Genomic DNA, 13,198 nt, shown 5'->3' with positions numbered 1-13,198 from the left:
CAGGCTGAAAGAAGACCAGCAGGCAAAATCTGACGCTCCCTTTTGAAACACAGTAGAAATATTGTCGGTTCTCCCGTTATCGAGACTATAAGAGGTAATGAATTGGTCGGATCCATTCATTGCAAACAAGGTGGTACCGCGATGCGTCGTCCTTGTTTGACAATGGAGGTTGGGCTTTTTTTTTTATCTCAAAATCGTGTATAAACTATTTACTGAAGGAGTAGAAAAAATGAAACAACTGACAAGCAGTGAAGTACGTTCGCTTTTTTTAACATTTTTTGAATCAAAAGGGCACAAAGTGGAACCAAGTGCATCTTTAGTTCCTATTGATGACCCGACATTGTTGTGGATCAACTCAGGAGTAGCAACACTGAAAAAGTATTTTGATGGATCAGTAGTACCGGATAATCCACGGATCACGAACTCTCAAAAAAGTATTCGTACCAATGATATCGAAAACGTAGGGAAAACAGCTAGACACCATACGTTGTTTGAAATGTTAGGGAACTTTTCGATTGGAGATTACTTCAAAGAAGAAGCTATCGTTTGGGCTTGGGAATTTTTAACTGATGAAAAATGGTTAGGTTTGGATCCAGAAAAACTATACGTAACAGTATACCCAGAAGATAAAGAAGCAAAACAATTATGGAAAGAAAAAGTAGGTTTAGCAGATGACCATATCGTTGAAGTAGAAGACAACTTTTGGGATATTGGAGCTGGTCCAAGTGGTCCGGATTCTGAAATTTTCTACGATCGTGGAGAAAGATTCAATAATCTAGCTGAAGATGATCCAGAAAACTATCCAGGTGGAGAAAATGAACGTTGGTTGGAAATCTGGAACTTGGTGTTCTCTGAGTTCAACCACAAGCCAGACGACACATATGAGCCGCTTCCAAACAAAAATATTGATACCGGTATGGGACTAGAGCGTGTCGTATCTATCATCCAAGATGCACCGACAAACTTCGAGACTGACTTGTTTATGCCGATCATCAAGACAGTTGAAGAAATGAGCCAAGAGAAGAAATACGGTGAAGATCCGACTACAGACATTTCGTTTAAAGTAATTGCAGACCACATCCGTACAGTTACATTTGCGGTTGGTGATGGTGCGTTGCCTTCAAATGAAGGACGCGGTTATGTTTTACGTCGTTTATTGCGCAGAGCTGTTATGCACGGTAAAAAATTAGGCATTGATAAAGCGTTCTTCTACAAATTAGTACCGGTTGTAGGAACGATCATGGAGAGCCATTATCCAGAAATATTAGAAAGCCAAGATTTCATTGCTAAAGTAATCCGTACAGAAGAAGAACGATTCCATGAAACGATCAATGACGGACTGAGCATCTTGAATGACTTAGTGACGACGTTAAAAGAAAATGGACAAAAAGAAATTGCCGGGAAAGATATTTTCCGTTTGTATGACACATACGGTTTCCCAGTAGAATTGACAGAAGAGTATGCTGAAGAAGAAGGATTAGCTGTAGACCATAAAGGATTTGAAGAAGCTATGGAAGAGCAAAGAGAACGTGCGCGTTCGGCTCGTAGCGACGAAAAATCAATGGGTGTACAAACTGGTTTATTTGCTGAAGTGACAGAAGAAAGTGTATTTATCGGATACGATAAAACAAGAAGTACAGGCAAATTAACGGTGATTGCTGGTGAAACGGCTCTAACGGATACTGCAAAAGCAGGAGAAACAGTACGTGTGATTTTTGATCAAACGCCTTTCTATGCTGAAATGGGTGGACAAGTTGCGGATACCGGAGTCATTTTGAACGATTCAGATGAAGTAGTGGGTAAAGTAACAACGGTTCAAAAAGCTCCAGCAGGACAATCACTTCATACTGTAGAAGTGGAAAAAGACTTGGCTGTTGGAAACACGTATCATTTAGTCGTTGACGAGACAAAACGTCGAATGATTACACGCAACCATACTGCAACTCACTTGCTGCATCAAGCTCTTAAAGATACTTTAGGAGAGCATGCAAATCAAGCTGGTTCATTAGTTGCACCGAACCAATTGCGTTTCGACTTCACTCACTTTGGTCAAATCACGAAAGAAGAGTTAGACCAAATGGAACAAGCAGTCAATGAAAAAATCTGGGCATCTATTCCGGTCCAAACAATTGAAACAGATATCGAAACAGCTAAAGAAATGGGTGCAATGGCTTTATTTGGCGAGAAATACGGCAATGAAGTGCGTGTCGTAAATGTTGGCAACTACTCTATCGAATTGTGTGGGGGAGTTCATGTAACGAATACCAGCGACATCGGAATCTTTAAAATCGTTTCTGAATCAGGTATTGGTGCTGGAGTTCGTCGTATTGAAGCTGTTACCAGTTCAGCTGCATACCGCTTGACGAAAGAAAACCAAACATATTTAGAAGCAGCTGCAGTTCTAACAAAAGCACAACAACCAAAAGATGTTGTCAAAAAAGTAGAACAATTACAAGCTGAGATCAAAGAATGGAAAAAAGAAAATGAATCTTTACAAGCAAAATTGGCAAACAACCAAGCTGCTGATATCTTCAATACAGCAACAGAAGTGAATGGTTTGACAGTTATTGCAGCTAAAGTAGACGTACAAGACATGAATCAGTTGCGTCAATTAGCGGATCAATGGAAACAAAAAAATTCTTCAAACGTATTAGTCTTAGGATTAGTGACAGACGGCAAAGTAAACTTATTGACGGCTGTTGACGAAGAAACCGTAAAAAAAGGATTGAAAGCCGGAGATTTAATTAAAACGATCGCACCTCTTGTTGGAGGCGGCGGCGGTGGACGTCCTGATATGGCTCAAGCTGGTGGAAAGAATCCAGAAGGGTTGCAAGATGCTTTGACTAAAGCTGTTGAATGGGTAGAAGAAAAAAGCAACGATTAACAGGTTTGTTTTAAGCATCAAATAAGAGAGGCTAAGATAAAAAGTCTCCTATACAAGAGACACTCCCAAAACTATGAACAATTTGTTCAGTAGCTTTGGGAGTGTCTTTCCTTATGGGAAGCTTGAGTGCTTCACGTTTCTTTATGTAAAAATAATGTCCTATGTATTTCTTCTTATTTCATAAAATAAAAACCATTATGTTGAATATCCATCAGCAATACATAAATACCCAATCCTAAAAATAAAAGAATACCTATTGCTGATAAAATCAAAACCATTTTTAATAAAAGGCTCGCGTATTTTTTTGCCAAGTCTTTTTTGTTTTCATACTTCAACACATCGTCCCTCCTTTTTAGCACTTGTAAAATAGGTAAGTCAAAGCGAATTATCTTCATTGTAACATCTATACCAATTTTCGTGTGAAAATAAAAATGTTCAAGCACAATTTTTTTAACCATCAAATATAGAAATAGCATACTAAGAAAGAAAAAATAACGAATTGAATATTAGAAGGAGTAAAGATCTTTTTCAAGCAATTGAAAATAGGAACATTAATTATGATTATTAGGAAGTTAGGGGGGCTAATGTATTGCATTTATCTTTATCTGCGGTAATATAAAAGTGTATTCCATTGTATAGATTTTACAGTCTGGCAAACTATTTGAATCGACAAACGTTCCAAAACGAGTGAATAAATCATGGGATTCGAAATTTATACGGAATTTAATCAATCAATTTTTGAATACCGTTGTAGTTTGACCAAGTTTCTTGTAAAATAAGAAGTGTAGTTAACAGAAATTGAGGTGTAAAAGATGGGCACAAAAGATGAAACAGTCCGCTTCAATGTTCCGGAGAACAATGAAAAGGATGTCAAAGAAACCTTGTCTATTGTATATAAAGCGCTTAAGGAAAAAGGGTACAGTCCGATCAACCAGATTGTTGGGTATCTTTTATCTGGAGATCCAGCATATATTCCACGTCACAACGATGCTAGAAATCTTATCAAACGACATGAACGCGATGAAATTGTCGAAGAATTGGTAAAGAATTATATGGATAAGAGCTTAAGCGAAAATTGATGAGAATAATGGGATTAGACGTAGGCTCTAAAACTGTAGGGGTCGCTGTAAGCGATCCTTTTGGTTGGACAGCACAAGGCGTTGAGATCATCAAGATCAATGAAGCCGTTGAAGAATTTGGCATAGAACGTGTAGGAGAGCTGATCAAACAATACGAAGTATCGAAGATTGTGATTGGTTTGCCTAAAAATATGAATAATTCTATTGGTCCTAGAGCAGAGGCTTCTTTGGCTTATGGAGAACTCATAAAAAAAGCGTTCAATCTTCCGGTTGAATATCAAGATGAACGTTTGACGACTGTTCAAGCGGAACGCATGCTGATCGAAGAGGGCAATACTTCTCGTAAAAAGAGAAAAAAAGTTATTGATAAAGTAGCTGCAGTAATGATTTTGCAAAATTATTTAGATGGACATCAGACCTAGCAATTTTGTCCGTCATAGGTTAAACTAGTAAAGTCAATTTGTTAAATAGAGAGGAGCCTGTTATTATGGCACACGACCACAACCACGATCATGAACATCATGACCATGAACACATTACGATTATTGATGAACAAGGTAACGAAGAATTATACGAAATTTTATTCACTTTCGATTCAGACGATTTTGAAAAATCATACGTATTAGTTTACCCAGCTGGTGCTTCTGAAGGAGAAGATGTTGAATTATCTGCATTTTCATTTGTTCAAGAAGAAGACGGCAAACAAGGGCAATTGAGCTCTATTGAAACAGAAGAAGAATGGGATATGATTGAAGAAGTTTTGAACACTTTCATGGAAGATGAAGAAGAAGCTTAATTAATCTATTAGAATTCACTTTAAAAGCTAACAATTTTGTTAGCTTTTTTTGTTCTCTTTAATAGGGATATCATGTATAATAGTAAAAGTTAGGCTAGCAGAGTACATATTTAATTGTTTTGCATCTAAGAAACTGAATCAAGCATTAAAAATGCAAAGGTCATATAGAATGGTTAAAACACGATTTATAAAGCTTAATGAAAGTTTAGGAGGGAATTTGTTGAGTGAAAAGAACAAGAAAGAGATCAATCAGCAAAGTTATCCAAATGGAAAACTAGACACTGATAAAAAAGAAAAGAGTGTAGTGGCCAAGATAGTATGGAGCATTATTGCTATTTTACTAGTCTTAATAGTTGTTTTCGGAGTATCGGCTTATAACTTCTACACATCTTCTATTGAACCTCTTGATCCAAAGAGCACAGAAGAAATCCAAGTGGAGATTCCAAGTGGTTCTTCCTCAGCAGATATTGCTCGCATACTAGAAGAAAACAGCGTTATCAAGAGCGCATCTGTCTTCAATTTGTATACTCGTTTCAATAACGAAAGCAACTTTAGAGCAGGGTACTATATTTTCACTCCAGCAATGGATGTGGATGAAGTTATCGACTCGCTGCAAGCTGGCGGGACTGATCTGCCCGTAGACGCTCTCGAGAGAGTCACGATACCGGAAGGTTCTACTATGACACAAATCGCTGCTATCGTAGAGGCAAAAACGGCCTATACATCAGATGAGTTTATGTCGCTGATTGAAGACGAAGCATTCCAGAAACAACTAGTGGAGAAATACCCGCAATTGTTAACCGATGTTTCTCAAATGGAAGATGTCCGTTTTATGCTTGAAGGCTATCTGTTTCCAGCTACATATGAAGTTCACGAAGAGATGTCTTTAGAAGAAATCGTTGACGCAATGGTTGGTAAAATGGATACAGTGCTGCAAAAATATTATGCTCAAATAGAGGAAAGTTCTCAATCTGTGCATGAAATTTTGACAATCGCTTCCTTAGTAGAAAAAGAAGGTTCAGATTATGAAGACAGAAGAAAAATAGCGGACGTCTTTTATAACCGTATTGAATTAGGAATGCCGCTGCAAACAGATATTTCTGTCTTGTATTCATTGGACACTCATAAAGAAAGAGTCTCTCATGATGACTTAGAAGTTGTCTCACCATATAACTTGTATCAAAATACTGGAATTGGACCTGGTCCTTTCAACAGTCCCAGCGAAGAAAGTATCTCAGCAACTATTGATCCTGCAGAAACGGATTATTTATACTTCCTTGCCGATATTGATACACAAATCGTCTATTTTTCGGAAACGTATCAACAGCATCTAGAATACAAACGTGAGTATGTAGACAACAAATAAGAAACAAACACATAGATTTTAGAATTAAATGGATAAAAAGATAAGAGCTGGGAGCTTTTCCAGCTTTTTTAAATGAAAAGGGGCAAATGCAATGAGTAAATTAGTAAAACCGATCGTTATAGGGGTTACAGGAGGTTCCGGAAGCGGAAAGACAAGCGTTAGTCGCGCAATTTTTGATCATTTTTCTGGCCATTCTATTTTGATGTTGGAACAGGATTTTTATTATAAAGATCAAAGTCATTTGTCTTTCGAAGAACGTCTTAAAACGAACTATGACCATCCATTTGCATTTGACACAGATTTGCTGATCAAACATGTAGAAGATTTGATTGATTTCAAAGCAATTGATAAACCTGTATACGATTATGCGAAACATACTCGAAGCGATCAAATTATTCATCAAGAACCAAAAGAAGTTATTATCATTGAAGGAATTTTAATTCTAGACGACCCAAGATTGCGTGAGTTGATGGACATAAAAGTGTATGTTGATACAGATGATGACATCCGCATTATTCGTCGAATTAAGCGTGATATCGAAGAGCGTGGTCGTACACTGGATTCTGTTATCGAACAATACTTAAATGTCGTAAAACCGATGCACAATCAATTTGTAGAGCCTACTAAACGTTATGCAGACATCATCATCCCTGAAGGCGGCCGTAACCAAGTGGCAATCGATTTGATGACGACTAAGATCCATAGTATTATTGACGTGCGTGAATAGTCGACTGATTACTAAAAATTAAAAAGCGAACGATACTTTGAAACTCTACAAGGAGTTTTGAAGTATCGTTCATTTTTCATATTTATCCTATAATAGGTCTTTTGGTAAAATAAATATGGTAAATAAATGAGAAGTAAGAATGAATAAAGTAAATCACTATACATTATTTAAGGATAGTGATAGTATGTGTAAGTGATTTAAGAAGATAGACTATTCAGTAAATAGAATATGCAATATACTAACGAAGACCCGCAATATTTGCGAGCTTTTTTCTTTGTCTGTCTGAAAACAATAGTGTACTTATTTTTAGATAAGCAGAAATACACTCGAAGCAAATAAAGTAATTGAGACAGAAATGCTAAATAAATGAGTAAAAAAAACAAATTATATTTTATTTCTTGTTTACAATTGCGGAATGTCGTGGTATCTTGTCTGTATTATATTTATACAAGCAATGAGGACGCTACCATTTGTAGTGGTCTAATTAAGAGGAGAGAAATTGAAAATGATTGAACGCGTATACCCAATGACTTTAGAAGGAAAAGAAAAATTAGAAGAAGAATTAGATTTATTAAAAACAGAAAAACGTAAAGAAATCGTAGAAAGAATCAAAATTGCTCGTAGTTTTGGAGATTTATCTGAAAACTCAGAGTACGAATCAGCTAAAGATGAGCAAGCTTTTGTGGAAGGAAGAATCACAAAATTAGAAAACATGCTACGCTTTGCAGAAATTATCGACAGCTCAGAAACAGCGGCTGATGAAGTATCTTTAGGTAAAACAGTAACGTTTATCGAGTTGCCTGATGGCGATGAAGAAGAATACATCATTGTCGGAAGTGCAGAAGCTGATCCATTTGAAGGGAAAATTTCAAATGATTCTCCGATCGCTAAATCGTTGATCGGGAAAAAAGTTGGAGAAGAAGTCGTGATTGAAACTCCAGGCGGAGATATGAAAATCAAAATCACTAACGTTCAAGTTTCATAAAATCTGATTATACAAAATAAACGTAGAACTGCTCTCTAAAAAAGAGCAGTTTTTTCATGCAAAAATAAGACTTTAGTCGTAGAGCAGTTCCTGCTTAAGAACGCTACCGGTTCTACGTGAAAAAAGGTATACTAGAGAAAGGAAAATTGCTGCTTTAATATGGCGCAATAAAAAGGAGTTAGAGTCTAATGAGCAATCACTGGAAATTTTTCTTTGCTGTGGAAGCTGTATTGGTGGTATGGTTTCTTTATCAATTATCCACTAACGTATTTGTAGCTTTACTGACGATCGCTGGTATATGGATCCTCATCAGAAGCCACCAGTCAAAAAAAGAAAATAAAACCCCTTCATACTTGCTGGGTGTATTTTTACTATTGTTTTCCGCGGTATCTACAAGTGCTTTTTGGTTTATCCTGCTGGTTGCTGTATTCTTCATCAGTATAAAAGGCCAAGGCGTATTGAAAGGCATGAACACCAATGTTTTTAAACGAGCGCCGTGGAACGAAAAAGAAATCAAGATTGTTGAAACTACAGAATCTACACCAAAAAGTGGCAAACGAATCAAGCAACGGTGGGTTGGAACAGAAAAAATAGGCAATACTATTTTTGAATGGGATGACATCAATTTTACATTGTTGATGGGAGATACGATCATTGACTTAGGCAACACAGTCTTACCTAAATCAGAAAGTTACATTGTAATTCGAAAAGGGATCGGCAAAACGCGTGTATTAGTTCCTAAAGGTGTAGGAGTAATGATTGAACACAATGCTTTAATGGGGAATGTATTGTTCGAAGGAGAAGATTATTCTTTGACCAATGAATCGCTCAAAATATACAGCAAAGATTATGATGTATCCAATCGCAAGTTAAAAGTCATTACTTCTGTATTGGTAGGAGATTTAGAGGTGATCACAATATGAGCAAAAAAACAATGGGGAAGCTGTTTGTAGCCACTTTTGTGATCATGTTCTTCATCTTGTTTTTTGTGACAGCGTCTTTCAGTTATCTTGTTTATCCTGATACGTGGTATTTAGAACTGCTGACAAAACAATTTTATTACTTGCCGATTTTGTTTTATTTGTTCATCATTGCCGGGATAGTGGCTGCAATGGTTGCGGTATACGGGTATTTGTTCATTCAAAAGCGTTCAAAAAGATTATTGAAAGTGCTGGAAGAAATCTCCAGCGGCAATTATTCGGTAGATGTCTATCACGCTCTGCTGGAAAATGAAACGTATTCTACGGCTACGATTCAAGCAGTGGAAAAAAATCTAGAGCATATTCAACAAAAATTGCAAGATTTGTCCAGAGAAGTTCAAAAAAGCAGTAACTTGCCCAGATATGTAGATGGGCAAACAAAAGAAGAGATTCTTGAGCAAGAACGTCACCGATTAGCTCGTGAGCTGCACGATTCAGTTAGTCAGCAGTTATTTGCTGCAATGATGATGTTGTCAGCGTTGAATCAGCAATTAACGAATGCAGATGAAGTGACTCGCAAACAAATGGATATGATTGAAAAAATCATTAATGAAGCCCAATCTGAAATGAGGGCATTGCTGCTCCATTTAAGACCGGTGAATTTAGAAGGAAAAACTTTGAAACAAGGAATTGAACAGTTGTTAAAAGAATTGAGCACTAAGATCCAAATCGAATTAACTTGGTCGATCGCTGATATCAAGTTGGCTAAAGGCATTGAAGATCATTTGTTTCGAATTGTTCAAGAGCTGCTGTCTAACACGTTGAGGCATGCAAAAGCCAATGAATTGGAAGTGTATTTAAATGAAGTAGACCAAACACTATCTCTAAGAGTGGTCGATGATGGTGTAGGGTTTGATCCGGATAAAAAGACTGCTGGAAGCTATGGATTACAGAATATTCGCGAGCGTGTCATAGGAATGGGCGGAACATGCAAAATCATTAGTTTTGCTGGCAAAGGAGCCAGTATAGATATTAAGATTCCAGTCATTAAGGAGAGTGAAATCAATGATGATTAAAGTACTTTTAGTAGATGATCACGAAATGGTTCGGCTAGGTTTGTCTTCGTATCTTACGATCCAGCCAGACATCGAAGTTATTGGAGAAGCGGAAAATGGGAAAATAGGGTATGAAAAAGCCTTGTCTTTAAGACCGGATATTATTTTGATGGATTTAGTTATGGATGAAATGAACGGGATTGAATCTACTCAAAAAATTCTCAAAGACTGGCCAGAAGCTAAAATCATTATTTTGACCAGCTTTATTGATGATGAGAAAGTCTACCCTGCATTAAAAGCAGGAGCATCGAGTTATTTGTTAAAGACTTCGACTGCACATGACATTGCTGCTGCCATTCGTAGTACATATAAAGGCGAATCGGTATTGGAACCTGAAGTGACTGGGAAGATGATGGAACGTTTTTCCAAAAAGGAAGAGCATAAATTACACGATGATTTAACAAGCCGCGAGAGTGAGATCTTGTTGCTGATCGCCCAAGGGAAATCCAATCAAGATATAGCTGATGAACTATTTATCACGTTGAAAACCGTTAAAACTCATGTATCAAATATTTTATCTAAATTGCAAGTGGAAGATCGTACCCAAGCGACTATATATGCTTTCAAAAATCAATTGATCAAATGAAAGCGTCATTTCGTGTGAGAGGCAGTAATTATTTCTTCAGAGTGTAAAATCGTATTTTCTGTGATACACTTGTGATAAGTATTTAGTTGAGAGGGGGATCACAGGCTTGCCTGTGCGAACAAATGATGAAAATTGACATTACAAAAGAAGCCCAAGAATGGTTTAATACAGAATTAGGATTAACTGAAGGGTCAGGGATTCGTTTTTCTGGAAAAGTGTATGGAAAGACTGAAGTACATGAAGGTTTCTCAGTAGGGATGGCAGTGGCTCAACCTGGCGATAATGTGATGGCTTCAACGAGCATCGATGGTGTAACTTATTATGTCAATGAGTCAGACGATTGGTTTTTTAATGGATATGACTTGGAAGTAGATTACGATGCAAAAAGAGATGAACCAGTTTATCATTTTATAGAACAATAAAAATGACGCAAAAAAAAGGAATCGATTTCTCGATTCCTTTTTTTATTTGGTTTTAAACCGGCATGATGATCGGTAAGATCATCGGATTTCTTTCTGTACGTTCGTACAAGAAAGGTTTCAAACTCTGAATGATTTCATTTTTAACAGAGTGTTCTGTAACAGAATCTTTCTTCAATTCTTTAACGATACTGCGAGATACAACACTTTGCGCATCATGAATCAATTTACCTGATTCACGCATGTAAATGAACCCACGTGAAAGGATATCTGGACCGGCTAATACTTGTTGAGATTTAAAGTCGATCGTTACGACTACAACTAGTAAACCTTCTTCAGACAATAATTTACGGTCTCGTAAGACGACGTTTCCGATATCTCCGATACCTTTACCATCCACATAGACATCACCCGCTTCAAAATGACCCGCTAATCGCGCTGAATCTGGAGTTAAAGCAATAACATCTCCGTTTTCTACGATAAAACAGTTTTCTTTTGGAATACCTGTTTCTTCAGCTAGACCGGCATGGATTTTTTGCATACGATATTCCCCGTGAATAGGGATGAAGTATTTTGGTTTCATCAAGCGAAGCATCAGTTTTTGCTCTTGTTGACCACCGTGACCAGAAGTGTGGATGTTATTTAGTTTACCATGGATAACATTTGCTCCAGCTTCTGACAATAAGTTGATCAAGCGATTGATGCTTGTAGTATTTCCTGGAATAGGAGAACTTGAAAAAATAACAGTATCTCCTGGTTGGATCTGAATCTGGCGGTGAGTACCATTGGCAATTCTGCTCAAAGCAGCCATCGGTTCACCTTGAGAACCAGTACATAGAATAATCGTTTCATTAGCCGGGTAACGGTTGATTTCTCGTTGATCCACGAATATTTCTTCAGGAGCGGTAATGTAGCCCAGCTCACGACCGGTTACAACAGAAGATTCCATACTACGACCAAAAACAGCTATTTTACGTCCTGTTTTGATTGCAGCATTGGCTACTTGTTGCAAACGAGAAATATTTGAAGCGAAAGTCGCAAATATGATTCGACCTTCAACTTTTTGCATAATGCTGGTAATCGAATCACCGACCACGTTTTCAGATTTCGTAAAGTTTGGTATTTCTGCATTAGTACTATCAGAAAGGAGAGCCAGTACTCCTTCGTCACCGATTTTTGCCATACGGTGTAAATCAGCAGGTTCGCCAACAGGAGTAAAGTCAAACTTATAATCTCCCGTATGAACGATATTGCCTGATGGAGTCTTGACAATAATTCCATACGCTTCTGGAATACTGTGAGTAGTGCGGTAGAAACTCACGCTTGTCTTACGAAACTTGATTACATCATGCTCGTCGATTTTGTGCAACTCAGCATCACGCAGTAAACCGCGTTCGTTCAATTTATTTTGGATCAATGCATAAGCTAAAGGTCCAGCATAAATCGGTATATTTACTTGTTGTAATAAGAAAGGAATTCCACCGATATGATCTTCGTGACCATGAGTGATAAACAACCCTTTTATTTTATTGATATTTTGAACGATATAACTATAGTCCGGAATAACATAATCGATTCCTAACAAATCATCTTCAGGAAATTTAACTCCGGCATCAATCAAAATAATCTCATCTTGGAATTGAACACCATAAGTGTTTTTTCCGATTTCACCTAATCCCCCAATGGCAAATACAGCCGTTTCATTATTTTTAATGTTTGGTTTCATTAGTTGAACTCCGTCAGTGCAAAATCTGGATTTTTTTGTTCGTAAGCTAAATGTGCTGGATCTAATGGTTGAACAAATTCAATATTGTAGGGGGTATTTTTTTCAACCAAAGCTCGAGCATCTACATCAGATTCTGCCTCAATATATAAAGATCTTGTATCTTCTCTTTTTGGGTTTGTTGCTTTACTTTGTTGGTAAGTGACTTTAAAAATCATGTTTTTTTCTCTCCTTTAAACTTTCTTCTTTTTAATATAAATTAATAAAGCTATCTGAAAAATCTAAAAAATAAAGCATATAAAATTTGGGTACAAAAAATAAACGATTTTGATAAAAAAGATTGATTTATCTGGTAAATGCACATTTTTTCTCCCGAACTGGTTGTTGTGGTATACCACAACGGCTATGAATAGTTTAACACAGTTTATGAATTAAGTATAGAATGGAAGGTTTGACACGATGACATTTAACCAATTGCATGAGCAGGTTAAATGTCTAAAAGGTATCTGTGGAAAAAGAGTTAATGAGTAAACGATAATTACCAAGAGTTATAGAAGATTATATCTGTTGTATTTAAAAAGTAAAAGGTTTTCAAAAA

General features: G+C 36.9%; 14 protein-coding genes. 11 read left to right on the top strand and 3 right to left on the bottom strand.

The features are described 5' to 3' along the window. Window positions 1–229 precede the first annotated feature (229 nt). Window positions 230–2,884: an alanine--tRNA ligase gene (gene alaS, locus LMF32_RS12135; RefSeq protein WP_230524904.1), complete on the top strand. Its 2,655-nt coding sequence runs from the start codon at window positions 230–232 to the stop codon at window positions 2,882–2,884. Between the two features lie 173 nt (window positions 2,885–3,057). Here alaS and LMF32_RS12130 read toward each other — a convergent pair whose 3' ends face one another. Next, window positions 3,058–3,222: a hypothetical protein gene (locus tag LMF32_RS12130; RefSeq protein WP_230524903.1), complete on the bottom strand. Its 165-nt coding sequence runs from the start codon at window positions 3,220–3,222 to the stop codon at window positions 3,058–3,060. 474 nt (window positions 3,223–3,696) lie between these two features. Between LMF32_RS12130 and LMF32_RS12125 the strand changes: the two genes are divergently transcribed. From LMF32_RS12125 to LMF32_RS12080, 10 genes are all read left to right on the top strand, one after another. Then, window positions 3,697–3,963, top strand: coding sequence for an IreB family regulatory phosphoprotein (locus LMF32_RS12125; RefSeq protein ID WP_092481168.1), 267 nt, complete (start codon window positions 3,697–3,699; stop codon window positions 3,961–3,963). Continuing rightward, window positions 3,963–4,385 carry a Holliday junction resolvase RuvX gene (gene ruvX / locus LMF32_RS12120; protein ID WP_092481167.1) on the top strand — a complete coding sequence of 141 codons (423 nt, stop codon included), beginning with the start codon at window positions 3,963–3,965 and terminating at the stop codon, window positions 4,383–4,385. The genes LMF32_RS12125 and ruvX overlap by 1 nt, the downstream gene beginning before the upstream one ends. A 65-nt stretch (window positions 4,386–4,450) precedes the next feature. Beyond that, window positions 4,451–4,759 carry a DUF1292 domain-containing protein gene (locus LMF32_RS12115; protein ID WP_230524902.1) on the top strand — a complete coding sequence of 103 codons (309 nt, stop codon included), beginning with the start codon at window positions 4,451–4,453 and terminating at the stop codon, window positions 4,757–4,759. A 220-nt stretch (window positions 4,760–4,979) separates the two neighbouring features. Next, window positions 4,980–6,125 carry an endolytic transglycosylase MltG gene (gene mltG, locus LMF32_RS12110; protein ID WP_230524901.1) on the top strand — a complete coding sequence of 382 codons (1,146 nt, stop codon included), beginning with the start codon at window positions 4,980–4,982 and terminating at the stop codon, window positions 6,123–6,125. A 91-nt stretch (window positions 6,126–6,216) separates the two neighbouring features. Beyond that, entirely contained in the window at window positions 6,217–6,852 is a 636-nt protein-coding gene (udk, locus tag LMF32_RS12105; RefSeq protein WP_188203801.1) for a uridine kinase, read from the top strand. A gap of 505 nt (window positions 6,853–7,357) precedes the next feature. Beyond that, window positions 7,358–7,837, top strand: a complete 480-nt coding sequence (gene greA / locus LMF32_RS12100) for a transcription elongation factor GreA (protein WP_092481163.1) — start codon at window positions 7,358–7,360, stop codon at window positions 7,835–7,837. A gap of 188 nt (window positions 7,838–8,025) precedes the next feature. Continuing rightward, window positions 8,026–8,760 carry a cell wall-active antibiotics response protein LiaF gene (gene liaF, locus LMF32_RS12095; RefSeq protein ID WP_188203800.1) on the top strand — a complete coding sequence of 245 codons (735 nt, stop codon included), beginning with the start codon at window positions 8,026–8,028 and terminating at the stop codon, window positions 8,758–8,760. Further along, a complete protein-coding gene (locus LMF32_RS12090) occupies window positions 8,757–9,833 on the top strand; it encodes a sensor histidine kinase (RefSeq protein ID WP_230524900.1) in 1,077 nt (358 codons plus the stop codon). The genes liaF and LMF32_RS12090 overlap by 4 nt, the downstream gene beginning before the upstream one ends. Then, window positions 9,826–10,458, top strand: a complete 633-nt coding sequence (locus tag LMF32_RS12085; RefSeq protein ID WP_092481173.1) for a response regulator transcription factor — start codon at window positions 9,826–9,828, stop codon at window positions 10,456–10,458. The genes LMF32_RS12090 and LMF32_RS12085 overlap by 8 nt, the downstream gene beginning before the upstream one ends. 125 nt (window positions 10,459–10,583) lie before the next feature. Further along, the gene (locus LMF32_RS12080; protein WP_092481172.1) at window positions 10,584–10,880 is read left to right on the top strand and encodes an iron-sulfur cluster biosynthesis protein; all 297 of its coding nucleotides are present in this window, start codon (window positions 10,584–10,586) and stop codon (window positions 10,878–10,880) included. Window positions 10,881–10,932: 52 nt separating this feature from the next. Here the strand turns inward: LMF32_RS12080 and LMF32_RS12075 are convergent, their stop codons facing one another. Both LMF32_RS12075 and LMF32_RS12070 read right to left on the bottom strand, forming a co-directional pair. Next, complete coding sequence (locus tag LMF32_RS12075; protein WP_092481160.1) at window positions 10,933–12,603, bottom strand: ribonuclease J; 1,671 nt, start codon at window positions 12,601–12,603, stop codon at window positions 10,933–10,935. Further along, window positions 12,603–12,818 (bottom strand): DNA-directed RNA polymerase subunit epsilon, encoded by a 216-nt coding sequence (locus LMF32_RS12070; protein WP_230524899.1) that lies wholly within the window; start codon window positions 12,816–12,818, stop codon window positions 12,603–12,605. The genes LMF32_RS12075 and LMF32_RS12070 overlap by 1 nt, the downstream gene beginning before the upstream one ends. Between the last annotated feature and the right edge of the window lie 380 nt (window positions 12,819–13,198).

Origin of the sequence: Desemzia sp. C1 (assembly GCF_020882875.1) — a bacterium.
GTDB classification, from domain to species: domain Bacteria; phylum Bacillota; class Bacilli; order Lactobacillales; family Carnobacteriaceae; genus Desemzia; species Desemzia incerta.
Note: the sequence above shows the minus strand (reverse complement) of the source record. Positions and strands in the feature narration are given on the sequence as shown.